This is a genomic window from Cyanobium sp. Aljojuca 7A6, assembly GCF_024346455.1.
In the GTDB taxonomy this organism is placed as follows: domain Bacteria; phylum Cyanobacteriota; class Cyanobacteriia; order PCC-6307; family Cyanobiaceae; genus Cyanobium.
Genome location: NZ_JAGQCY010000004.1, coordinates 178958 through 203179 on the forward strand (window position 1 = coordinate 178958; position 24222 = coordinate 203179).

Sequence of the window (24222 nt, forward strand, 5' to 3'; positions counted from 1 at the left end):
GGAGTGACGGAGCTGGAAGGCCTCCACCAATCAGGGCGGACCTTAATCCAACATCCACATCCTGCGGAATCGTGCGTCCAATCAAGAAGGTGTCGACAGGCTGGTGTGGTCCTCCAGAAGCATCAGCTGGAGCAGCAGTTCGGCATACATGCGTTGCTGGGCATAGGCCCAGCCGCGCCAGCCCTCGAGGACACCACCTTTCCAGAGCAGGCAGAACAACAGAGCGGCGATAGGGGCCAGTGGCGTGTGCTTGCGCAGCCGATCCGTCAGCGACAGCTGTCGGGAGGGAGTGGTGCGCAGTTTGACCGCTTCGATCGCCAGGTAGCGGCCCTGGGAGGCCAGCCAGCGCTGCAAGGGTTTGCGGTCGTCGTGGAAGATCGGCTGCCGCAGGCGTTGGACCTGGCCCGACAGGTCCATGCGGTGCCCATGGCCGTCGTTGCGGTAGCGGCCCAGGCCGCGGCGATACAGGCTGATCCGGGGCGGCAGCATGCCGCTGCGCAGGGGATGGCCAGCGATGCAATAACGAAACGGGATGGCGAAGCCAGCCACCGCCGCGTTGCCAGGATCCCTGATCACCGTCTGGATCTCGCTGGCCAGGGCCGGCGGGATGCGGTAATCCGCATCCAGGCTCAGGACCCAGGGGGTGGCGATCTGGTCCAGGCCGAAGTTGCATTGCTGCGCAAAGCTGTCGAAGGGGCGATAGAGCACCCGCACCGCAGCATGTTCGGCGAGAATGGCCAGGGTGGCGTCGCTGCTGCCACTGTCGATCACCAGGATGGAATCCAGCCAGCCCAGATGATCGAGGGTCCGGCCGATGTTGGCCTCTTCGTTGTAGGTCAGGATCAGTGCGGTGAGGAGGGCACTGGAAGCCTCTGGCAGGCTCATGCCAGGGGCTGGGAGCGTGGCTCCAGGAGCCTCTGCCGTTGCTGGTCTTGGTGCTGTTGCCACTGAGCCCATTGCTCCTGCTGCTGGGACACCAGGCTGGGAATGGCCAGGAAGGATCCCAGAGACAGACTCATCAAGATCAGTACAAAGGGGTCGCCATAGAGCTGGGCCGCCGAGAAGAACGCAGGGACATTGGCAAGGGCGAAGGACATGAGACCCATCAGCAAGGCTGAGGTGGACTGGGGCAGTTGCTTGAGGAGTCGGAAGTTGCGCAACAGCACCAGGCCCAGCAGCACAAGGATCACCCCAAGAACCACCATGCCCGGGATGCCCAGTTCCAGAATCAATCGCCCTCCTCCACCTTCGGAGACGAAAGCCACGCTCTGAATCGCATCGCGAGCGGCATTCCTGACGAGGCCGCCTGTGCTGGCGCCTGCCCCCACCCCCATGCCGATGCCGTCGGAGATTTCGATCGCCCTCAGAGTGGCGCCGATGCCCTGGGAGTCGAAGCGCTCGACCAGATCTTGCTGGATGGTGAGGGATCGATTGGTGTACTCGCCAAAGTTTTCGCCAAGGTTCTCCGAGAGGAAGAAGGAGTAAAGGGGATAGGAGATCCCTGCCACCCCAAGCACACTGGCGATCACCCGTTCCTTGGAGGCGGGACTGGCCCTGCGGCTGAAGAGCAGCAAATAGACGGCCACGAACGCCAGGATGAGCACCTGGGCCTTGCGGCGGCCGGTGAGTAGGGTGAGGAAGGCAAAGCCGGCCGCCATCAGCAGCAGCCCGAACTGGGTAGTGGGCTTCTGGCTGGCGAGGGCCATCGACGCTGCGATGCACGCGGCGGCCGACAGCTGCCAGGAGGCGATTTCACTGGTTCGCCAGAAACCCGAGGCCCCCTGGGCCGAAAAGCCATGGCGAAAGGTGATCAGCAGACCGTCGCCCACTTCCTTGAGGGTGGGATGGTCGACCCCCTGGAAACTGATGTAGACGGTAAGCGCCATGACCGCCGAGCCGACAAGATAAAGAGTCAGCAGGCGCTTCAGTACGGGCAGGTTGCATCCCACCTGGAAGCCCACCCACAGGCCGAAGGCCGGAGCCAGATAGAAAGCGGCCCCAATGGCGGTGAGCCGGATATCGCCGAAGCGGGCGAAGCTGTTGAGGCTCTGCAGGGCGATCAGGCTGAAGTAGATCGTCACCCAGCCATCAAATTGCGGCACTGTCCAGAACATGGCTCGCAGGTTGAAGCGCCCCGCCCGCTCCAGGAGCACTACCCCGCAAAGGGCAAATCCGATCAGCACCAGACCGACCATGTAGCCGGGTTGGTCTGGCGTGATCTTGCGCAGGGGATCCTGAACGAAACCGATGATCAGAGTGACCATCAGACCGGTGCGCCAGTCCCCGTCGAGAAGCACGGCGGTGAGCGCCCCGAAGAGCACGATTAGCAAGAAAATGGTCATCGGCCGGCGGAGGAGGTCAGCACCTGGCGGTAGGCGTCGCGCAGCTGAAGGGCGATCGAGCTCCAGGAAAAATCCATTGTCGCCAGGTTAATGGCGGAAGCCCGCATTGCCAGGGAAGGCCGCTGCAGTGCCCTGGCCAGGGTCAGGGCCAGAGCTTCCGGGTCACTGGCGCTGACCAGACCAGCTCCGGTGCGGGCCACGTCGGCGGCGACCGCCACCTCACGGGAAAGGATCACAGGGGTGCCCGTGGCAAGAGCTTCAACCGCTGCAATGCCGAAGTTCTCTGCTGCCGATGGCAGCACGTACCAATCGGCCGCCTGCAGGGCCCTCCATTTCGCTTCCCCTTCGACGAATCCCAGCCAGTGACAGCGAACGTCGATCCCCAACGTCCTGGTTTCCTCCTGAAGGCCGGCAACGTAGCGGGGCTCCCCGTCGCCGGCGATGGCCAGTTCCCAGTTCGCTTCGGGCCGGTGCCGCTGCAGCAGGGCCAGAGCTTCCAGGAGGTTCTCCAGCTGCTTCTTCGGGTGCAGCCGGGACAGGAACAGAAAGCGGACCGGCGCTGAAGTGTTCGATGAACCCGTCGGCTGGGCTGGGGAGTCGGGGCCGTGCACCCCCAGGGGCAGCACCAGGTTCGGGGAGGTCAGGCCCAGGGCGGCGGCTTCATCCCGTTCGGCTGCGCTGGTGAAGTGCAGGGCGGCCGCCCGCTGCAGGTTGCCCCGTTCGATCAGGTGGAGCAGCAGGCGTTTGCGGCCACGGCTCTGGGCCAGGCTCCACGGGCTCAGCTGGCCGATGCTGCGCAGGATGTAGGGAACACCGGCCCAGCGGGCCTGGACCATGGCACTGGTGGAGGGAAAGGAGAACAGGGCGTGGACGTGGAGCAGGTCGTACTGCTTCAGGTGCCTGGCCAGCCACAGACTGAGCCCGGGACTGACGGCAAATTCCCTCAGGGCCGCCACGGGCGGGCTCCAGCGAGCAAAGGCCAGCACCGGCACCCCCTGGTGCCACTGCCACCGCCCTGTGACCAGATCAGGATGCAGGCTCGGGCCATGGTCGTTGGTGGTGAGGATGGTGGCGTCCACGCCCTGAAGGCGCAGGGCCGCCACCATGTCGATCACGGCCCGGCTGGGACCGCCCCGCAGCGGGCTGATCGAGGGGATGACATGCAGGACCCTCATGGCAAGGGGCGAGCCGCCAGGAAGTCATCAAACGCAGCGGCCCAGGCCCTGGCCACCCGGGAGGCGGCGTAGGCGCCGATGGCGTCGGGGTTGTGGTGATGGCGGTCCCGATACCAGCCGGCCTGGCGTTGCAAGGCCACCAGGGCGTTGAAGATGGCCGTGCTGCTCTCGATGTCGCAGTAGAGGCCTTTGTGCAGGTCTTCGAGGATGGCCTGGAGGGGGTTGCCCGCCGGTCCGGCCACCAAAACCGGGGTGGCGTGGGGGAGGTACTCGAAGAATTTCGAGGGCAGGTTGTCCGTGTGGCGCGGTCCGATCAGAACCAGCAGGGCATCGGCGGCCTCGGCGAGCTGGTGGGAGCGGTCGTTACTCACCGCGGCATGGACCCTGAAGATGGGGCGCAGGCTGGCGTCAGTGCGGATGGCCGTTCGGGCCGCTTCGTAGAGGTAGCCGTAGAGAAGGATCCGCAGCGGGCCCTGGCCACTCTTCTGCCAGCGACGCACGGCTTCCAGCAGGGGTTCGATCGGCCGCCATGGCCCCAGGTTGCCTGGGTGAAACAGGGTCAGTGTGCGGGCCGCGGCGGTTGGCTCCGCGGGGGCCGCCGGGCCTGTCCCGGCCGTTGGCGGGAAGGCTTCGCCGACCTCGAAGCAGTCCGGCAGGAAGCTGGCTGGGGTGGCTCCCAGCAGGCCCTGCTCCCGGTAGCGCTCGAGGGTGAGGGGCGAGGCGAACACGGCCCCCGTCGCCGCGGTGAGCACGGCCCGCTGGCGCTCGGGGTGGGCCGGGTGAAACAGGCCCTTCTCCCGATGGCCATAGGGGTCGTCATAGATGGCGATGAAGGGTTTGCCGAGTTGCCTGGCCACGTCCCGGGCCACCTCGAGCACCAGGAAATCCGGGCAGATCCCGGCCACCAGATCGAACGGGATCGTCGCTGCCGTCTCCAGGGCCGTGGCCCTGAGGCCCCCAAGGGTGTGGCTCTGGGGGGCGTGGCCGATCAGCCGCTCCAACTGGCCATGGATCAGCTGCCGCAGGCCGAACCACAGGTGGAGCGGGGTGCCGGCCCGGCGGCGGTTCTTGCGGATGGAGCAGCGATGGGAGCGGGAGACCCGCTGGCTGTAGTGGCAGAACCGGTCCTGGCCGGGGCAGGGCTCCGGTGTGACGGCATCCAGCCGGGGGTCGGGACCGACGACATGGAACTCCCAGCCTGCCGCTGGCAGATGGGGCAGCAGCTTGGCGTAGCGACGGGCCTGGACGCCGCTGCCCCCCGGGGGTTGCAGAGAGAGGATCAGGGCCTTGGGCATGTCAGCGCTGCTCCAGCAGGGCCAGGCCTGCCAGGATTCCCTCGGCGGCGTTGCGCACGCTGTAGTGGCTGTTGACCAACTCCCTTGCCGTTGCCCCCATGCGAGCGGCGGCGGCGGGATCGGCGGCCATCCGGCCCATGGCCACGGCCAGGGCCGCTGGCTGGCCGACGGGGCTCACCAGGCCCGTGCGGCCCTCGAGCACCAGATCCTCGGCGCATCCCACCTGGTCGCTCACGATCGCAGGCAGCCCGCAGGCCATGGCCTCGTTCACCACCAGCCCCCAGGTTTCGCCGTGGTCGGAGGGCAGTACGAGGCAGTCGGCCACCGCGTAGGCCGACGGCATGGCGGACTGGTTCAGGAAGCCGGCGAAGCTCACCGGCAGGCCGTGCTGGCTGGCCAGCGCCCTGCAGGCCTCCTCCAGGGGCCCGCTCCCCACGAGGAGCAGATGCACGGATGGGACCAAGGGGTCCACCAGCAGCAACCGCAGCGCTTCAAGCAGGTCGAACGGGCGCTTCTTGGGCTGCAGCTTGCCGGCGAACAGAAAACAGAAGGCCTCCTGGGGGATGCCCCAGTCCTGGCGCAGCGCGTCCCGGCGCGGGCGCAGGGCCCTGGCCCTGTCGCTGAAGTAGGCGTTATCCACGAAGTGGGGCGAGTGCACCAGCTGCCTCTGGGGGACCCCGAACTGGCGGTACCAGCGGGCATTGGCCGTGCCGACCGGAAGGCCGACGCCGACCCCCCGGAACAGGAGCCAATAGGCGAGCGTCAGGGGCCAGGACCTGGGGCGGAAGGCATTGGAATCCATTCGCAGCAGCACCGGCAGACCCTGCAGGCGGGCGGCGATGAACAGCTGCACCATTCCCAGGAAGTGCCAGCCGGTCAGCAGCAGGGCATCGGGCCGCTCCCGGCCTGGACCGAACCCCAGCTCCACCAGGGGACGTGCCAGCCAGACCCCCCGATAGCCGGAGGTGATGCCGCGGCCACGGCCGCTGGTGGCTTCGTGCCAGGCGTAGCCCTCCAGCAGGGGCACGTCCCACTCGAAGGCAACCCCGAATCCCAGCCCCTGGGTCCGGGCATCCGGAAGGGTGAGATACAGCACCTCGCTGCGCACACCGGGGGCATGGGCGAGGGTCTGGAACAGGGGCGTCTGGTACTGCACCGGATGGCTACCGGCGATCAGCAGCCGGCGCCGGCGCGTCGGCAGCAGGGCCGGACCCCGCTTCTGCAGGCGCAAAGCCCAGAGCAGGCCACGTCCTTCGGCGACCAGGGTGGGTGGGATCCACCAGGGATGGCGCAGGTGGTGCCGGCTGCGCACCGACCCCAGCCAGCCCCGCAGGCAGGCCGCCAGAGCCACGGTCAGGGGCTGGGTGCGCAGCTGGAAGTAGTAGCGCCCCACGGCATGGTCGGGCTTCACCGTGGTGAGGTGCTTGCCATAGCTGCGGGTTCCGCCCCGCTCGGCCCTGAGGTGGTGGATCAGGGCGCCGGGCACGTACTGAATCGGGTGGCCGGCCTGGCGCCAGCGGTGGGCGAATTCGGCTTCGAAGCGGTAAGCCACCCGCACGAAGTTCTGGTCGAACCCGCCCAGGTCGAGGGCCAGCTGGCGAGGGATGGCCACGTTGCCCCCCATGAATTCCGCCACCGTGCGGGGCCGCAGGCTGTTGAACAGGAAGGGTCCGTCCTCCGGATCGCTCTGGCCCTGGTGCCAGGGCTGCAGCACCCGACCGGCGAGCATGGCCTCGCTGCTGCCAGCTCCGGCCAGTGCGTGGGCGTTGAGCAGCTCCGGGTCCGGCAGGATGTCGTCATCGAGGAACAGCACCCTGTCGCCGCGGGCCTCCTGCAGGGCCACATTCATGGCGCCGGTGATGGAAGGAGTCGGCAGCCTCAGCCACTGGATGCTTCCCTGCGCCTGCCAGACGCTCAGCTGGGCTTCGCAGTCCGGATCGTGGCGGGGGGTCTGGTCGATGACCAGCAGCTCAAAGGGGGGGGGATCCAGGGCCAGCAGGGCGGCGACGCTGTCGATCAGCACCCGATCACGGCCGTAGGTGGGAATCGCGACGCTGATGGTCATGGCAGGGTGGCCAGTTTGAGCCGGGCCTTGAGGTGCCAGGGGTTGAGGCTGAGGGCCTGGCGCAGATAGTGGCGGGCCAGGTCAGGGCGCTCGCCGCTGAGGCAGGCGCCGATGAAGTAGGCCCCATCGGCTTGCCGGCGGGGTTGGGCCCGCAAGCCGCGGCAGCGCTCGCTCAGGACCTCCGCCTCGGCCAGAACGGGAGCCTCCGGCTGCCCGCCGCGGCGGGCCCGGGTGGCCGCCACGATCAGGGCGTGGAAGGCCTCCTGCTCCTGGCGCCGCGAGCCGCTGATCGATCCGGGGGAGAGGGTGGCCTCGTAAAGCACCTCCGGCACCACCAGGTGGCTGCCGACCTCCACCATGCGGCTCCACAGATCGATGTCCTGGGCGAAGTAGAACATCTCGCGGTAGCCGCCGGCCCGTTCATAGGCGCTGCGGCGCAGCATCACCGAGCCGTGGATGGCGGGCCCGGTGAGGCCATCGGCGAGCTCCTCTGGCTTCGGCGCGTTCACCCGCACGGTGGCTCCCTCGGGCACCACCAGGCGCACATGGGTGGAGCAAAGGCTGGCGTCGGGGTTCTCCTGCAGGCAGCGCAGCTGGCGTTGCAACCTGCCGGGAAGGGAGATGTCGCCGGCATCCTGGCGGGCGATGAAGCAGCCGCGGGCCACCTGGCAGCCTTCGATCAGTGAGCGGGTGAGGCCGCGCCCCTGCCGCTCCAGCACCCGCAGGCGCGGCTCACAGGCGGCGCGGGCCGCCAGCTGCGCGCCGGTGTCGTCGCTGGAGCCATCGTTGATCACCACGATCTCCAGATTCACCCCCTCCTGGCTGGTTAGGGAATCGAGGCTGGCGCTGAGACCGGCGCCGCCATTGCGAACCCCCATCACCACCGAGACCAGCGGCGCCGTGCCGGTTTCAAGCTCCACAGGCTCCTGCATCAGCTCAGGTCATGTTCCCCCCTGGGCGGGGTTCTGGAGGCAGCCGTGTCCGGACCCCCATGCTCAGGCGTGCGGCCCGGCCCCAGCCCAGCACGGCGGCGAGCAGCCTGTAGAAGACGAACTCCAGCTGCTGCCGGCGCCCCTGCCAGGCCCCGGTCCGCCAGGCGAGCTGGAACAGCCGCTCTGAGGCCTGCTCCGCACCGGCGGCGCCGCACTGGCGGCTGAGCAGGAAGGCGGAGCGGGAGAATCGCGCCATCTCGGGGCTGCGGCGGTCGACGCCGGCGGCCAGGGCGCTGCGCAGCAGGGAGTCCTGGGCCCGGGCCCGGTCCCCCAGCTTGCGGGGGTCGAGGTGACCCCGGTCGCTGAGGTGGTCGTTGCCCATGTGGATCCGCCGCACCGACACCGGCTCCGGCACCCACACCAGCGGGGCCCCGGCGGCGCCGGCCCTGCCGTCGTACTCCCAGTCCTCCTCGTTGATCCACGGCTGCCAGGGGCCGATCCGGTCGAGCAGCTCGCGCCGGTACAGCGGACAGCTGGTGGTCCACCAGCGCTCCAGCAGCAGCAGGGGGAACAGGCGCTCCAGGGGTGTGCCGGTGGCCCGCATCGGTCCGCGGCGCTGGATCGGGTGCCTGGAATGGTCCTCCTCCAGGCTGGGGCCGTAGGCGATCCGGGCCTCGGTGGAGCTGTTCAGGGCCGCCACCTGGGCGCTGAACTTGCCAGGCAGCAGCAGGTCGTCGCTGTCGAGATACTGCACGAATTCGCCGTGGCTGTGGTCGAGGCCCCGTTGGCGGGCGGCGCCGGGCCCGCCATTGGGCTGGTGGATCACCCGGATGACCGTCGGATGGGCGGTGGCCAGGCCATCGGCCACGGCGCCAGTGTCGTCGTTGGAGCCGTCGTCAACGATGACGATCTCGATCGGCCGGTGGTCCTGGGCCAACACGCTGGCCACGGCTTCGCGCAGCAGGGCGGAGCGGTTGTGCACCGGGATGATCGTGCTCACCAGGCCGGGCACCGGCGCAGGCCGCAGGGCGGCGATGCGTTCGAGGGCGGGGCGCCGCATCACGGCACGGGCCCGCTCCAGGTTGGGGTTGCCGGGCTGGTACTTGAGGGGCTGGCCGCGGTGCCAGAGGTGCACGATCGGCTCGTAGCCCCAGATCCAGGTGGGTCGGGTGAGGCAGCGGTCCCAGAACTCGTTGTCTTCACCGCCCCAGCCGACGAAGCCCTCGTCCATGCCGCCGATGGCGGCATAGGCCTCGGCGGTGATCGCCATCGAGCCTCCCGCCTCCAGGTTCTGCACGATGGCTTCGGCGGGCCGCTCGGCGTAGTTCTCCGAACCATCGAGCACCGAGGTGCTGTGGACCGCATCGAGATAGAAGACGAATCGCTTCGGGTTCACCACCGCATAGCCGCGGGCGACCCTTTCCAGCAGGCGGCGGGCGTAGCCGGACGGCACGAGCATGTCGTTGTCGTGCAGCAGCAGCACCGGAGCGCGGGCCTGGCGGGCGCCCAGATTGAAGGTGTGGGAGCGGTTATAGGGCGCGGCGGGGTCCGGAAGGGGGCCATGGATGTGGCGCACCCAGGGGGGTAGCTGCTCGGCGATGCGGGGCTCGCTGTCCTGCTCGATCACCAGGCACTCGATCCGCACGTCCTCCTGGGCGGCGAGGGACTCCAGGGTGGCCAGCAGCAGGGGCAGCCGCTCGTTGCCCCGGTGGCCGATCAGCACACTCAGTTCCGGTGGCCCATCGCCCCAGCCGGGGACGGCGCGACGCCGGATCGGTGCCGCAGCCAGGGACCGGTGCAGCAGGCGCCGGCCCAGCTCCGGCTGGATGCCAGCTGCATGCAGTCGGGAGGTGTAGCGCCATAGACAGGCCTGGCCGCGGCCATCGGGGGCCGCCTCCAGCCGTTCGTCGCGGTTGGCGATCGTCAGGTGAGCTGGCGCGGGCCGGCGCAGCAACCACTCGTAGCGCAGTCGCTCCTTCAGCCAGACGCCCAACCACTCCTTCCGGGAGGGTCTTGCCGGTTCAGCCATGGGAATCACTGGGATGGTCGAGCCGGCCGGCCGCCGCCAGCAAGGCCGCTTCCGCCGCCCCATCGCTTGCGCCGCTGGAATGGGGCCACTCGCTGCCGGCGCTGTGGTGGCAGAAGCGCTGCCCCAGCAGTCGGCGCAGATCCTCACCGCGGCGGCGGCCCAGCCAGCGATCCAGCCGGCCCGCGGGGGGCGGTGATGGTGCCGCAGGACCCGCCGCCAGCGGGCGGAGCGCTATCACCCTCTCGAGCGCCCGCCGCCAGGCCTCCAGCGAGGCGGCTTCGCTGTAGCGCCCGGCCACCAGGGCGTGGCCAGCCCTGGACAGCCGCTCCAGCAGGGCGCTCTGTCGCAACCGTGCCAGCTGGGCGGCGGCGGCGGCGACATCGCCGCTGGGGAACAGCAGGGCCGTGGCGTTGTGCTCCAGGGCCCCCTCCAGGCCTGACCCCACATAACGGCTGCTCACCACCGCCATGCCGCTGGCCATGGCCTGCCAGGCCACGATCGGGCCTGTCTCCCAGGCCGAGGTGATCACCAGGGCATGGTGATGTCCATAGATTTCTTTGGCCAGTCGGGGCTGGTCGACGTGGCCAAGGAATCGCACCCTGCCCGCCCCGATCCAGGGCGTCAGGGATCGCTCCAGAGCCGGGCGCTCCACACCATCGCCGGCAATGGTGAGGTGCAGATTGATGCCCAGGGCCTCGAGGGCTGTCAGCAGCGGCGGCAGATCGTGCACCCGTTTCTGGGCCTGCTCCAGCCGGCCCACCCAGGCCAGTTTCAAAGTGGCGGCCGGATCGCCGTCGGGGGCCTGCCAGGGCGGCACCGGCACGCCATAGGGGGCATAGAGCACCCTGTCGGGATCCATCCCGCCCAGCTCGCTCGCCAGCCGGCAGGCCAGCCGATTGGTGGCGATCACGGCATCGATGCCATCCCTGTGGCGCCCTAGATCGTCGAAATAGGCCGCCTGCAGCGCATGCAGGGTCATCACCACCCGCCCATCAAACTGCCCCTGACGGCGGGCCCGCTGGGCCGCGGGGTAGAGATCGACCAGGTTGACGCCGAGCACAAGCTGGGGATTGAGCCCTCCCAGCAGGTTGGCGATGGCACGAATCCTGCCTTCGGCGCTGCCGCTGGGGTTGGCGAGCGGTTGGGCCGAAAGCGCCGGATAGGCCTGGTCGTAGGGGCCATGGCGGTGATGGTCGCCATCGGGAACCGCCACCGTCACCGCGTGCCCGCCCGCCCGCAGGCCCGGCACCAGGCTGGCCAGCCAGTCCTGGACCCCACCGAGCAGATAGGCGGAGGGGGCGAGCACCAGAACCCTCATGGCGTCCGATCCATGTAGACGACCCCGCTCCCGGCCAGGCCCAGGGTTGGCACGGGCAGGGGTGGCAGGGGAGCGATGGGGCGCACGTTGTGGCCCAGCTGGCGGATGTAGATCCCCTCTGGCGCCGGGCAGCTCTCCCACTTGCGGAAGAAGCTCTCATGGTTGGCGGAGGTGTACTTGCCCCAGACCCGCGCCGATTGATCATCGAAGGAGGTGGTGACCGGCTGGTCGTTCGCATGGTGCAGATAGGGGCAGGCCACGCCTCCGATCTGGACCCCTGCCAGCGAAGCCCGGGCGGTGTAGTCCATGTCCTCGAAGCCGATGCCACTGAAGGTCTGGTCGAAGGCGCCGATCCGCTGCCAGCAATGGCGACCGATGGCGAAGTGGGACCAGGTGTTGTTGAGCAGGGACAGATCCACCGTTTCCCACGCCATGGTCTCCGCCCAGCGCCTCAGCCAGGGATCGATGCACAGATCGTCGTTGAGCACCAGGGTGGTGGCCGTCGGGCTGGCTTGGAGCAGTTCATTCCAGAGCTGGCAGAGCCCCACCACCCGATCGTGCAGCAGGAAGCGTCGATGGGGTGGCTCGCCAGTGGCCAACTCGCGGCAGATCCGTTCCAGATAGCGGCTCTGGCTGGCCTGATCACCGTGGCCGTTGACGGCCACAAGGATCGGCACCTCCGGAAAGCTGCGGCGAAGGGAGCGGTAGAGGGGTCGGAAGTAGCTCTCGTAGCGGGCCTCAAAGGTGGTGATCGCGATCGTGACGTGATCACCCAGGGGCCGCCGCGGCGGCAGCAGGGCCCGCGGGATGCGGCGGCGGCTTCCATGCAGGACGGCCCTGGCGGCAAGGTAAAGGCGCAGGTTGAGGCTGGAGCGGTTCATGGCGTTGGTGGTGGCTCCCGTCTCAGGGGCGCCCGAGGGTGCCGATGGCCTCCACGAGCGCGCGGTAGCGCTCCTGGGGGCGGATGTGATCGCGGAAGCAGCGGGCGCAGTCCTCCCGCCGGGCGTCCAGGTCGGCCCCCAGATGGTGGGCCGCCGCCAGGAAGCCGGCGCCATCGTCCACCATCACGCCACAGCCGAAGTCCTCGACGAACTGAAAACTGGCCTGGCGGCTGCAGATCACCGGCACCCCCATGGCCAGGTACATGCACAGCCGATTCGAGCTGATCCCCATGGCCTGGAACTGGGGCGCCGGATTGGTGTAGACGGCCAGGCCGATGTCATAGCCGACGGCCGATCGCCAGGCCTCCTGCCACGACAGCCGCTCGGTCTCGATGTGGAGCCGGCCACCCAGACTCAGCCGCCGCAGCAGGTAGAGAGCCAGGGGATCCACCCCCAGGGGTTGGATCACGGCGCAGAGAGAGGGGTCCTCGTGGAGGGCGTCGAGCAGCCAGTCGGCGCCGGCGGTGAGGTTGAAGCCCCCGGAAATGGCCAGGGTCAGGGCGTCGGGCCCGATCCCCCAGCTCTGGCGCAGCCGCTGCCGCAGGGCCGGATCCCGCTCCGGCGGGTGGCGGAAGCAGCCCGGGTAGACCAGCACCGGCTGGGCCGGCGGCAGGCTGGCGTACTCCCGCACCAGCGGAACCCGGTGGCTGTCGTTGACGATCGTGAAGCGCGCCCGCCGGTAGGCGTCCAGGCAGAACTGTTTCCAGCGTTTCGAGCGGGGACCCCGGTAGCTGCCGGCGCGGATCTCATCCCCCAGCACGAAGCAGGGGCGGCGGTGCAGACGGGCCAGGAGGCCCACCACAGCGATCGGATCCTCCGTGGTGCCCGAAAAGCAGCTGTAGCGGCGCCAGCGAGGGCGCCAGGACTGAGCGAGCAGCCAGCGCATTGCGTAGGACACCGGGTGGGTGGTGACCCTCTCCCCGTAGGGAGCCGTGCTGCCACAGGGCCCGGGGGCGTAGACGTGGACGTCAAAGCCGTTCTCCAGCAGGGCCGAGATGATCGCCTCATTGGGCGGCGAATGCAGCAGTTCCGGCACCAGCAGGAAGTGGGCGGCGATCGGCCGTGGTGGCGAGGGACCGGTCATGGAGGAAGGGATGGGGCTAGAGCGCTTTGGGGGTGCGGGTGGTGCTGAGGTCGGTCGGCAACTCCAGCCTGCCGGCGACGTAGTCCTCCAGCAGGCGCTGGGTGTAGGAGCGGATGAACTCCACAGGAAAATCCTTGCGGCCTGGGACTGGTGCCGATTCGCTCTTTTCCCGGGCGGCGATTCGGTCGTACCAGTTGTGGTAGTGGGTGATTGTGCCGTCGAGGCCGTAGAAGTTACCCAGGCCGTAGCGCAGATAGGCCAGCTCGTCGCTCCAGACCGCCGGAGGCGATGGCGGCGTGAACAGCGGTTCGCCGGCCCGGTTGGAGACGTAGACGTCCATGGGCACCCAGTCCAGCTGCTGCCGGTGCAGCTCCTGCGGCAGGTGGTGGGTGATGTGGGGGCCGTGGAAGTCGACCTCAATCCGCGGTCGCGGCCAGCGTCCCTTGCGTCTCCAGTGGAGACGCCGGCATCGGCGGAACCGCTGCGTGTGCATCAGCAGGAAGGAGCTCTCCGGCATGCCGGCACCGAAGGGGCGAGTCAGCGGTCCGCAGCCGATGTCCTGTGGCGACACCAGCGCCACCCCGTCGGTAAGCCGGGATCGGCAAAGGTTGAACCATTGCGGTGACAGCAGGATCACATCCGCATGCAGCAGCAGGGTGTAGGGGGAGCGGGATCGGCGCAGCAGGGCATTGAGCGCGTCCGGCTGGCTGCAGCGGCGCTGCACCACCTCGGCGCCTCGTTCGCTGGCGATCGCCACGGAGCGGTCGGTGGAGCCGTTGTCCAGCACCCAGATCTCAGTGTCGAGGCCCCGGGTGGTGGCCTGGAGCGCCTCCAGACAGTGGGGCAGGAACAGCTCGCTGTTCCAGCTGGTGATGCCGACGAACAGTTCGGGTGTGGTCATGGTCTGGGGAGGAGCCGCAGCCGCTTCAACAGCCGCACCGGCAGCTGACGTTCCAGGGTCTGGAGGCGTTCGTCGAGGGCGGATTTCTCCTTCAGCAGCCGGTGCACCAGCCGCTCCAGCGGTTCGCTGGCACCATAACGGGCATAGATGGTGGCCAGTTCGGACGGAAAGCGTTCCCCCTGGCGCCGGGTCTTCACGGTGGCGTAGTAGCGCATCGCCCCCAGTTTCTCCTGGGTGACGATGCCGGAGCAGCGCTGCGAGAAGCGCCACCAGAGGTCGTAGTCCATCAGCAGGCTGAGGGACTCGTCCACCCGGCCCCCGGCCTCCTGCCAGAGGGAGGCGCTCCAGAAGCAGCTCTGCTGCAGCAGAAAGCAGTCGTTTTCGATGGCCAGCAGGGTCTGCTCCGATCCCTCCCGGGCGGGCACATGGCGCAGAAACTGCTGATCAGCACTGATGATGTCGCCGCTGCCGATCACCCAGCGGCCGCTGGAGTCGGCGGCGAAACAGCCCAGCACAGTGCGGAAGGCTCCGGGCAGGTAAATGTCGTCGGAGTTGAGCCAGGCGAGGATCGAGCCGCTGGACTGGCGGAATCCTTTGTTGATCGCGTCTGACTGGCCCTTGTCGGGCTCGCGGATCAGCACCCGGATCCAGGGCCGGTAGCGCTCCAGCACCGCCGGGGTCTCGTCGGTGCTGCCCCCGTCCACCACGATGATTTCGACGTTGTCGTAGCCCTGCCAGAGGATCGAGAGCAGGGTGTCCTCGATGAAGGGGCCCTGGTTGAGGGTGGGGATGACGATGGAGAACAACGGCCGTGATGGATCGGCGTTGAAGCGTTCCGGCATGGCGATCGCCTCTCCCTCGGGCCAGCCGTAGAGGCGGTGGGAGCTTGGCAGGGGCACTTCAACCACAGTGGGCTCCGGCCGCCACGGCCCGTTGCATTGACGCCAGCAGCTGGGGCGCCACGTCGTCGATGCTGGACTCCCGCAGCACCCTGGCCCGGCTGCGTTCGCCCAGGCGTCGGCGCGTTTCTTGGTCGTTGCTGAGCCGAAGCAGGGCCGCGGCAAAGGCCTCCAGGTCGAGATAGGGGACGGCGATGCCGCAGCCATCGGCGACAAACTCCACCATGCCGCCACCCCCCTCGAAGCAGACCGTGGGCACCGACGAGGCGGCGGCCTCCAGCGCCACCAAAGGGTAGGGATCTTCCCGCGACAGCAGTCCGTGGACGGCATAACGCCGGATCACGGCGATGCCGGAGGGCATCGGCGGCAGCAGCAGAGCGCGGTGCTCCAGGCCCAGCAGCTGCAGGTCACGCCGGGCCAGGATCACTGACTCCTGCTGGGGGGAGGCCCCGAGCCACACGGCCAGGAAGGGCTGGCCGGCAAAGATCCGTTCGCATTCCCGCACCAACAGGGGGAAGAGGTCGAACCCCTTGCGGGGAATGGCCTGGCCCGCAAAGCCGAACACGAAGCTGCCCGCAGCCAGGGCTGTCTCCAGAGGCTGCAGGAGCGATTCCTGCCCGACGAGCTCTCCGCCCTCGGGGTGGCCGTCGCCGGGAGGCGAGAGGTGAAGGAAGCCTGGAATCACCGAGCAGCGATCCAGGGGCAGACCGTGATGGAGGTGCAGGGATTGTCTGACCCTTGCGGCGCAGGCCACCACCTCGGTGGAGAGGGCCAGCTGGCGGGCCACAGCCTCCGGGGTGCTCATGGTCGCAAGCGTGGTTTCGAGTTCATGGACGTGGCTGAGGCAAGCCGGTCGCGCAGAGTCGGCGCTGAGGCCCTTCAGGTGCTGGCCCAGCACCAGGGTGTTCAGGTAAATCAGGTCGGGGCTGTGACGCTTCACCGCTGCCTCCAGCAGGCCGGCGGGACTGCTGGCTTGCCCCCTGCCCAACCGGGTCGTAAGTCGCTTGAGAAGGGGTTGGAAGAGGGGCCGACTCCAGGTCTCGGTAGGCGCCAGGGCTTCGAACTCGGGCCTCAGAGGCCCATCGCTGAGCAGCACGACGGCCGGATCGATCCCGCACTCGTGTTCCATCAGCCAGCGCAACAGCCACAGCAGCAGCAGGGGGGCCCCGCTGCGGGTGGCCATGTGGGAGACGAACAGGACCCTCATGGGGCGATCACCTGCTTCCAGTAGATCAGGGTCAGCAGGAAAGCCAGGGTTCGGGTCCTGTCGGTGCCTTGGCGATGGGCGTCGAGAACGCGGCCAAGCAACTCCGGATCGACCAGATCCTCGATCAGCCCGCCGTGCTCGAGCAGGAAGGCATGCATGCGGGGGTCGCGGTACCAGTCGGCGCTGAGGTCGTAGCTCACGTAGCGGGACCGCCTCACGGGAGGTGTCCAGTAGAAGGGCGGGGCCTTGGGCAGCATGCGGCCCTTATCGAAACCGTTCTCCTCAGGAAACGAAAGCAGCTCCGGGCAGTTGCGGACGATGGCATGGCGGTGCCAATTGGAGCCCAGCTTCCAACCATCGGGAAGATTCCAGATCGTCTCGATCCAGCGGCGATCGTGGAAGGGGGATCGCCAGGCGCTGGAGGCCCGGTACATACGGATGCCATTGGCGTAGAAATTGGGTACCCGTTGCTCGAAGTAGTAGCGGGTGAGGCCATCGAGGAATTTCCCGCGGCAGAAGCCGGCGAGCTTGTCGGCCCGGCGACCTCGGCCCTCAGCCACCAGCTCAGCCGCCAGCGGTGGGGCCAGATGTCGCAGTTCCTCGGGCGAGAAGCTGGGGTGTCGCTCGAGTTTCATCCGCCAGAACTGGCCCAGGGCGGCTTCGGGGGCCAGAGACGCCATGCGGCCCAGCCAGCCACGGTCGAAGTAATAGGTACGGGCGAATTCCCCCAGGGTGCCAACGAAGAACGTGGCATCGGCGGGAATCTTGGCCTTCAGGGGATAGAGGAAGGTGTGCCAGTGGCAGGCGGTCTTGGTGCCATTGGTAAGGCTGGAGATGCTGGGCCCGTGGGCGAAGAATTCCTCCAGGTCCAGGTTGATCAGCTGATGGGGCAGATCGAAGCGCCGGGCGATGTGGCGGGCCACCTTTACGTCGGTGGCCTCCTCCCGTCCCATGGTGATCAGATGGGGGCGCAGCCCCTGGTGCAACATTGACGCCAGGATCACCCTCGAATCGAATCCGCCCGAAAGGGACAGGTAGGGGTTGTCCCCAGCCAGCCGAAGCACGGAGGCATTGAGCGCCTCAACGGCGGCGTCCGGGTCAGCGGGGGCCGCCGGGATCCTGTCAAGGACCGACTCGGAGCGCAGCGCCACGCGGCCGTCGGTGAAGTGCAGGATGCTGCCCGGCGGGACCCGATGGATCTCGGGGTGAAGCGTCTGGTTGTCGGTCAGGTTCTCCAGCTGGCAGAGATCACCCAGGGCCTGCCAGTTCCAGCGCCACTCCAGGCCGCTGCGACGCTGGATCTCCGCGACCAGGTCGCCATGGAAGAGGCGGCCGTTGTGCTCGGCGTAGTAGTAGTGCGTGGCTCCAACGGGTGAAGTGACTACCGTCACGTCCCCAGCATCGGTCTCGATCACCAGGGTGTACTCCCCTTCCCTGTTTGCCAGTGCTTGGCTTCCCTGGCGCAGGAAGCGTCCCAGCAGGTCTGCCTCCGTGCTGTCGCAATAGCCGATGCAGGTGAGTCGGTGGTCGCCGAGCTGGATGGTCATGGGTTCCTGGGCTTCTGCTTGCCGAGCATCCGCTTGCCCGCACTCTTGATCCGGAAGCGCAACGTCCCGAGGCGATCGCCAAGGGACGCGCTGGGGGCCCCCTCCAGGGGGAGGTTTGACCAGGGGGTCTGCTGGCGAATCTCCAGGTAGCGCTGGCGCCAGGGATGGGTGCAGCGATGGTGCCAAGGCTTGGCCACACCTGATCCCGCGAAGTGGATCACAGCGGGGTTGGCCCGTGTGGCCTCAGCTTGCCGGCCCAGGGGGGTGGTGCTATCGCCGTATTCGGCATGCATCCAGAGATGGGGGAGGGCGTTGAAGCGCCAGTCAAGGGGCAGCCAGCGGGATTCAAGCAGGGAATTGAGTACGTCCTGGTCCCAGTGTTTGATGCGCTCGGGATGGCAGCGGGCGAACTCCAGTCCCGTGGCCAGGATGTTCTCCCTGCGCCAGCGGCACAGGTCGATCAGCATGGCGCCCGCATTGAACACCAGGGAACCTTCAGCCAGGCCGAGGCGGTTGCGGTCGAGCTCCTGGTTATGTTCCTCCACCGCACCGATGCTGTTGTGATCGAGAGCCGACTCCCAGAGATCACGGATCGAGTCAACCACGATCAGGTCGGAATCCAGATAAAGAACCTTTTCCACTGCATGGGGTAGAGCCGCTGGCAGCAACAGCCGGAAGTAGGTGGCCAGGGTGATGTGGCCGAAAACTGGAAAGCCCGAAAGCATCTCCTCATCCAGTTGAATGAAGGAGACCGAAGGCAGAAATTCCCCAAGGTAGGCCGCTAATCGGGCACGTTCACCGGTATCAATGACACCGTGGAGAATGTAGACGCTGATGGATTCAGTCGGATTGGAAAGCTGGAGAGACTTCAGCATCACGGCGCAGTGCCGGATGTAGTTGTTGTCGATCGTGCAGGCAATGATCATCTTTTATAACCCACCATGTTGGGCGTCGATCTGATCCACGATCGTCCCGTGGGATGGTCGCGATCGTGGCTCTGCATACTTATCAGAATGAAGTGCATCAGACGGTTGTCGCCGCCATCGATGCCTGCTGGGGATGCTTGGATTGATCGCTCCAGAGTTTGGCGTACAGGCCAGATTGGGCGAGCAATTCGTGGTGACGGCCCCGTTCCAGTATCCTCCCCTCCGACATCACGCAGATGACGTCGGCGTTGACGATCGTACTGAGGCGGTGGGCGATCACCAGCACGGTGTGCTGGCGTTCGAACTGTTCAATCGCCTGCTGTACCAACCGTTCACTCTGGCTGTCGAGGGCGCTGGTGGCCTCATCGAGAATCAGCAGCTCGGGTTTCCTCAGAATCGCTCTCGCCAAGGAAATTCGCTGACGTTGGCCGCCGCTGAGTCGGTAGCCGCGTTCGCCGATTTTGGTGTCATAGCCCTCAGGCATGTTGGCGATGAAGCCAGCAGCTTGGGCTTTGGCAGCCGCTTCCATGATGTCCTCCATAGACGCGCTCTCCACACCGAAACTGATGTTGCTGGCGATACTGGCATTGAAAAGAAACGTGTCCTGGCTGACGACTCCAAGTCGTTGCTGCCAGCTGGCGAGGTTGATGGCGCGGAAGTCGACTCCGTCGATGAGAATCCTTCCTCCGGTTGGGTCATAGAGACCAACGAGCAGATCGGCGATGGAGCTCTTGCCGGCGCCGCTGGAGCCGACCAAGGCGATGGTCTGACCGCGCCCAATGGTGAGTTGAATAGAGGAGAGAGCCTCAGGGAGCTCGGGGCTGTAGCGAAGAGAGACAGAATCCAGCTGGATCCCCTCGTGTAGTGCTGCGAATGGAACTCCACCTGAGCGGATGAACTGCTTGTCTTCATCGCGCAAGATGTCGTTCAAACGTTCCACATTGGCGCTGTTGGCGGCATAGCTTGTGGCGAGCCCAGTCAAGCTGCCGACCCTTTGGTTGAGTCTCTGCAAGGCGATGATGAACGTCACCAGACTCGGAAGTACGCCACTACTACGATCTTTGAAAACCAAGAGACTGAGCGCTGCGATCAGGGCGATGGAGATGATCGGCAGCATGTTGGAAATGGGCTGCACCATGTTGGAAAGTTTGCTCTGTCTGATTGACAGCCGCTTGCTTTCGGTAAGCAACCTTTTCAGTTTGGTTCTGGAGCTTTCCAGCTGGCCCGTGCTGTGGAGCAACCGTAGCCCCTGAATCTGTTCGTTCTGGTGGCTGGAGAGTTCCACATTCACGCACTGTTGCTCTCGTGAGTTCCTGCGAATACGGGGTAGTAGCAGCTTCTGCACCGTCTGCATGACGGCGGCCATGGCAATGGCCACCAGCAGCAGCCACGGTGAGATGGCCACCAGGATGACCAGATAGATCAACAGCTGCAGGCTGTTCATCAACAGCCCGTTGGCCAGGAAGATCTCCTTCTGAACCGTGCTGCCTCCCGAGCCGACGTAGTTCAGCAGATCGCCAATTCGGTACCGGCTGGCGCAGGAAAAACTCAGTGACAAAACACGATCATTCAGCTTGGCGGTAATGTCCGCGCCCATCCGTGACCCCATCACGGCTGTGCTGATGCTGTTCACGTAACTGGTCAATGCCATGAGGGCTTGCAGGGCCACGGCCGTGGCCAGGAGCATCACGAAGATCCCGTCGCGACCCGTGCGGGTGCTGAGGGCGCTGGTGAGCCAGCCTTGCAGCCATGGAAAATGATTCAGAGACCCGAGAGCCGAAATTTGACTCCAGTCACTGTTCTCGGGAGCACTGATGAGGCTTACCGAAAGGAAAATGATCCCAAGTGTGGCACCTTCACTGAGGCTGGCGGCCAGGCTGGTGGAGAAGTTGAGTGCCAGTAACTTCCAGTATTTCTTTGCCGAGTGCCTAATCAGGCGTGCTGCGGGTTTTTGGTCGGTGAGGGGAGCAAGAAGAGGGCTGGGGAGTTGTCTGGCGATGCGATGTAGAAATGGCATCAACGGCGCTGCATAATGGGGGCTGAACTGTCGAATCAGGAATCAAGGGCTTGGCTGATGGGAACCCCTGATTGGCATCTGCCTGGCATTGGCGCATCTGATAAGTACACCTGATCAAAATAGTTGATCAGGGAATCGCAACAGAGGCAATTGATGACCAAGGAACTGCAAGGCGTTCTGCACCTGAATCTAGGTCGTCACCGGGTGCTTGCACGAAGGTCGTTTGAACGCTCCATCGACAGGCTCCATCGCCAGTATGCGAGGGTTGAAAGAGGGCTTGGGCCATTGTCCAATGGGCTCTAACGCACCCCCAGACGAGCTCGGGATACCGTTGTCAGCCCACCATGGCTGCTGAGTTTTTCAGAGGGCTTCGGCGGTCTCCCCGATGTCGGTGGCTGCCCACGCGGCTGGCACCGCTGGTGCTGTTGCTGGCCCTGTCGGCCAGCCAGCCCCTCGCGCGCGGGTCACGGGTCTCCAGGGTCGGGACGTTGTCCCAAGGTCCCCTCGACCATCGCCACCTCGCGATCATCATCAATGCGGCCGATCCCCTCAGCGAGAGCATTGGCCGCACCTACCAGGCCGCCCGCCTGATCCCCCCTGACCAGGTGATCCGCGTGCGCTTCCCTCCCGGGGAAGTGGCGCTGAGCCCGGCTGTCTTCCGCCGCCTCAAGCGCACGGTGGATATCCGGACTCCAGGTCATGTTCAGGTCTATGCCCTGGCCTGGGCAGCCCCCTATCGGGTTGGCTGCCAGTCGATCACCAGTGCCTTCAGCTTCGGCCTGGACGCACGCTTCTGCGCCACCGGTTGCCGGTCCACGTCCTTGAGTCCCCTGTTTGCCCGCGGCGATGTGCGCCGTCCCTGGGATCAGCTGGGGGTTCGGCCCAGCATGATGCTGGCCGCCACCAGCCTGGCGATGGCCAGGCGCCTGATTCAGCAGGGTGTGGCCTCGGACGGAACGGCACCGCCGGGAACGGCCTACCTCTTGAGCACCAAGGACGCCAAACGCAACACCCGTGCCCCAGGCTATGGCCGGGTCGTGGCGGCCATGGGATCGCGGTTCCAGGTGAGGGTCATCGCTTCCGATGCCCTTGTGGGAGCTCAGGATGTCATGGCCTATTTCACCGGGCTGGCCTTCCCTGTCGGGATCCGCACCAACCACTACCTGCCGGGAGCCGTTGCCGATCACCTCACCTCCCTGGGGGGGCAGCTGACCGACAGTCCGCAGATGAGTGCGATTCGCTGGCTTGAGGCCGGTGCCACCGGCAGTTATGGAACGGTGGTGGAGCCGTGCAACTTTCCAGCCAAGTTTTCCGATCCCGGTCTGCTGCTCAGTTATTACCGGCGCGGCGACACCTTGATCGAGAGCTACTGGCGCAGTGTGGCCATGCCCGGCCAGGGTGTGTTCATCGGGGAGCCCTTGGCCAGGCCCTGGCCGGTGCGAGAGGCCCTCAGCCCTGGTAACGCCTCTGGTGCCAGGCCCAGGCATGCTCGATGATCGTTTCCAGTTCGGGGAAACGGGGCCTCCAACCAAGTTCCTGGTGGGCCCGGCTAGCCCCGGCCACCAGTTGGGGAGGATCACCATCCCGCCGCTTGGCCATGTGGGCGAGCAGGCCCCGGCCGGTCACGGCTTTGGCGGTTTCGATCACCTGCTGAACCGAGTAGCCGGTGCCGTTGCCAAGGTTGTAGATGAGGGGCTTGCGCTCGGACTCCTCCCGTTCCCGCAGCCGCAGCAACCGTTCCAGGCCCAGGACGTGGGCATCGGCAAGGTCGGCCACGTGGATGTAATCACGGATGCAGGTGCCGTCAGGGGTGGGGTAATCGTCGCCGAAGATCTGCAGATAGGGCTCCCGACCACTCATGGTGTCAAGCACCCTTGGGATCAGATGGGTCTCAGGGTCGTGGTCCTCCCCCAGGTCGCCCTCAGGATCGGCACCGGCAGCATTGAAGTAGCGGAAGATCACGCTGGGCAGGCCGTAGGCCGCCGCGAAGTCGGTGAGCAACTGCTCCACCATCCACTTGCTGCGACCGTAGGGGTTGATCGGAGCCTGGGGATGGTCTTCGGTGATCGGCACCTGCTGGGGGATCCCATAGGTGGCGCAGGTGGAGGAGAAAACGATCGGCAACGGGCGCTCGGTGGCCACCAGGGCCTCCAGCAGGGTGAGGGTATCGCCAAGGTTGTTGCGGTAGTACTTGGCAGGATCGCTGACCGATTCGCCCACGTAGGCATAGGCGGCAAAGTGGAGCACCGCCTCAATGGGCTTGCCTTCCAGGGGCGTCCCGTCAAGGGCGGGGTGGCGGCCGCGCAGCAGCGGCTCCAGCACTTCACGGTCGCCCACCTGGCCCAGAACCAGGGGAACCTTCAGGGTCTTCTCGACGATGTCGGCATGGCCGTAGACAAGGTTGTCCAGCACCACGGGTTGATGCCCTGCCCGGGTCAGGGCCCTGACGGCATGGCTGCCGATGTAGCCGGCGCCGCCGGTGACGAGGATCCTCACAGCCGCACCTCGGCGCCGCTGGCCCGCTCACTGACGAACTCCGCCACAGTGCGCCGCAATCCGTCCTGCAAGGGGATCGCGGATCGCCAGCCGAGGGCGGCCAGACGGCTGACATCCAGCAGCTTGCGTGGAGTGCCATCCGGTTTGGAGGTGTCCCAGGCGATCCGGCCGTGGAATCCCACCGCTTCGGCCACCATCGTGGCCAGCTCCTGAATGCTCACGTCCGTTCCTGTCCCCACGTTGATGTGCTGTAGATCCTCGACACCCGGTTGCCAATGGCGCAGGCAGAACAGGGCCGCAGCCGCCAGATCATCGACGTGCAGGAATTCACGACGGGGCCGGCCGCTTCCCCAGCAGATCACTTCCTCGGAGCCAGCTTCGCGGGCCTCCTGGAAACGCCGGATCAGACCGGGCAGCACATGGCTGTTGGTGGGGTGGTAGTTATCGCCTGGGCCGTAGAGGTTGGTGGGCATCAGGCTGATCGCGTCGAAGCCATGCTGCTGGCGCAGGGCGCGGCACAGCTGGATGCCGGTGATCTTGGCGACGGCATACCACTCATTGGTGGGCTCCAGTGGCCCCCCGAGCAGGGCCTCCTCCCGGATCGGTTGGTCGGCCAATTTGGGGTAGATGCAGCTGCTGCCAAGGAACAGAAGGCGGCGGGTGCCGTGCTGCCAGGCCTTCTCGATGACGTTCTGCTGGATCTTGAGGTTGTCGAGCAGGAAATCGGCGGGATAGGTGGAGTTGGCCAGAATTCCCCCCACCCGCGCCGCCGCCAGCACCACCACATCGGGCCGCTGATCGGTGAACCACGCCGCGACCGCAGCGCCGTCCATCAGGTCGAGGTCGGACCGGTCCACGGTGAGTAGCTGCTGATGGCCTTCCGCCTTCAGGCAACGGGTGATGGCCGAGCCGGCCATGCCGCGATGGCCGGCAATGAAGATCCGGTCGTTCGGTGAGATCAGCATGGGGAAAACATCAGGCCCCTGCGCTGATGCAAGGGGTGGACCGATGGAGCAGGCGTCTGGCCAGCGGTGATCCGCTGCGACGA

General features: G+C 66.6%; 19 protein-coding genes. 1 reads left to right on the forward strand and 18 read right to left on the reverse strand.

All coding sequences use genetic code 11. The features are described 5' to 3' along the window. Positions 1–81: 81 nt before the first annotated feature. From KBY95_RS05700 to KBY95_RS05775, 16 genes are all read right to left on the reverse strand, one after another. Positions 82–885 (reverse strand): glycosyltransferase family 2 protein, encoded by an 804-nt coding sequence (locus KBY95_RS05700; protein WP_254963997.1) that lies wholly within the window; start codon positions 883–885, stop codon positions 82–84. After that, positions 882–2342: a hypothetical protein gene (locus KBY95_RS05705; protein ID WP_254963998.1), complete on the reverse strand. Its 1461-nt coding sequence runs from the start codon at positions 2340–2342 to the stop codon at positions 882–884. The genes KBY95_RS05700 and KBY95_RS05705 overlap by 4 nt, the downstream gene beginning before the upstream one ends. Next, a complete protein-coding gene (locus tag KBY95_RS05710) occupies positions 2339–3517 on the reverse strand; it encodes a glycosyltransferase (RefSeq protein ID WP_254963999.1) in 1179 nt (392 codons plus the stop codon). The genes KBY95_RS05705 and KBY95_RS05710 overlap by 4 nt, the downstream gene beginning before the upstream one ends. Continuing rightward, complete coding sequence (locus KBY95_RS05715) at positions 3514–4812, reverse strand: hypothetical protein (RefSeq protein WP_254964000.1); 1299 nt, start codon at positions 4810–4812, stop codon at positions 3514–3516. The genes KBY95_RS05710 and KBY95_RS05715 overlap by 4 nt, the downstream gene beginning before the upstream one ends. Position 4813: 1 nt before the next feature. Then, on the reverse strand, positions 4814–6877 hold the full coding sequence (locus tag KBY95_RS05720) for a glycosyltransferase (RefSeq protein WP_254964001.1): 2064 nt from the start codon (positions 6875–6877) through the stop codon (positions 4814–4816). After that, the gene (locus KBY95_RS05725) at positions 6874–7809 is read right to left on the reverse strand and encodes a glycosyltransferase (RefSeq protein ID WP_254964002.1); all 936 of its coding nucleotides are present in this window, start codon (positions 7807–7809) and stop codon (positions 6874–6876) included. Before KBY95_RS05725 ends, KBY95_RS05720 begins: the two co-directional genes overlap by 4 nt. Before the next feature lie 4 nt (positions 7810–7813). Further along, complete coding sequence (locus tag KBY95_RS05730; protein WP_254964003.1) at positions 7814–9838, reverse strand: glycosyltransferase; 2025 nt, start codon at positions 9836–9838, stop codon at positions 7814–7816. Further along, positions 9831–11156: a glycosyltransferase family 4 protein gene (locus KBY95_RS05735; RefSeq protein ID WP_254964004.1), complete on the reverse strand. Its 1326-nt coding sequence runs from the start codon at positions 11154–11156 to the stop codon at positions 9831–9833. The genes KBY95_RS05730 and KBY95_RS05735 overlap by 8 nt, the downstream gene beginning before the upstream one ends. Continuing rightward, on the reverse strand, positions 11153–12037 hold the full coding sequence (locus KBY95_RS05740; protein ID WP_254964005.1) for a glycosyltransferase family 2 protein: 885 nt from the start codon (positions 12035–12037) through the stop codon (positions 11153–11155). Before KBY95_RS05740 ends, KBY95_RS05735 begins: the two co-directional genes overlap by 4 nt. 22 nt (positions 12038–12059) lie before the next feature. Beyond that, a complete protein-coding gene (locus KBY95_RS05745) occupies positions 12060–13181 on the reverse strand; it encodes a hypothetical protein (RefSeq protein WP_254964006.1) in 1122 nt (373 codons plus the stop codon). A 16-nt stretch (positions 13182–13197) separates the two neighbouring features. Further along, complete coding sequence (locus KBY95_RS05750) at positions 13198–14082, reverse strand: glycosyltransferase (protein ID WP_254964007.1); 885 nt, start codon at positions 14080–14082, stop codon at positions 13198–13200. After that, a complete protein-coding gene (locus KBY95_RS05755; protein WP_254964008.1) occupies positions 14079–14981 on the reverse strand; it encodes a glycosyltransferase family 2 protein in 903 nt (300 codons plus the stop codon). The genes KBY95_RS05750 and KBY95_RS05755 overlap by 4 nt, the downstream gene beginning before the upstream one ends. A gap of 1 nt (position 14982) precedes the next feature. Continuing rightward, positions 14983–16188, reverse strand: coding sequence for a glycosyltransferase family 4 protein (locus KBY95_RS05760; protein WP_254964009.1), 1206 nt, complete (start codon positions 16186–16188; stop codon positions 14983–14985). Next, complete coding sequence (locus KBY95_RS05765) at positions 16185–17735, reverse strand: asparagine synthase C-terminal domain-containing protein (RefSeq protein ID WP_254964010.1); 1551 nt, start codon at positions 17733–17735, stop codon at positions 16185–16187. The genes KBY95_RS05760 and KBY95_RS05765 overlap by 4 nt, the downstream gene beginning before the upstream one ends. After that, positions 17732–18661 (reverse strand): glycosyltransferase family 8 protein, encoded by a 930-nt coding sequence (locus KBY95_RS05770; protein WP_254964011.1) that lies wholly within the window; start codon positions 18659–18661, stop codon positions 17732–17734. Before KBY95_RS05770 ends, KBY95_RS05765 begins: the two co-directional genes overlap by 4 nt. 97 nt (positions 18662–18758) lie before the next feature. After that, a complete protein-coding gene (locus KBY95_RS05775) occupies positions 18759–20678 on the reverse strand; it encodes an ABC transporter ATP-binding protein (RefSeq protein ID WP_254964012.1) in 1920 nt (639 codons plus the stop codon). Positions 20679–21166: 488 nt separating this feature from the next. Here KBY95_RS05775 and KBY95_RS05780 point away from each other — a divergent pair, with 488 nt between their 5' ends. After that, complete coding sequence (locus KBY95_RS05780; RefSeq protein WP_254964013.1) at positions 21167–22174, forward strand: TIGR03790 family protein; 1008 nt, start codon at positions 21167–21169, stop codon at positions 22172–22174. On the opposite strand, the gene galE is transcribed toward KBY95_RS05780, so the two are convergent. Both galE and KBY95_RS05790 read right to left on the reverse strand, forming a co-directional pair. Next, positions 22128–23174 (reverse strand): UDP-glucose 4-epimerase GalE, encoded by a 1047-nt coding sequence (gene galE / locus KBY95_RS05785; protein ID WP_254949655.1) that lies wholly within the window; start codon positions 23172–23174, stop codon positions 22128–22130. The genes KBY95_RS05780 and galE overlap by 47 nt on opposite strands. Continuing rightward, positions 23171–24139, reverse strand: coding sequence for a GDP-L-fucose synthase (locus tag KBY95_RS05790; RefSeq protein ID WP_254964014.1), 969 nt, complete (start codon positions 24137–24139; stop codon positions 23171–23173). Before KBY95_RS05790 ends, galE begins: the two co-directional genes overlap by 4 nt. Positions 24140–24222 lie beyond the last annotated feature (83 nt).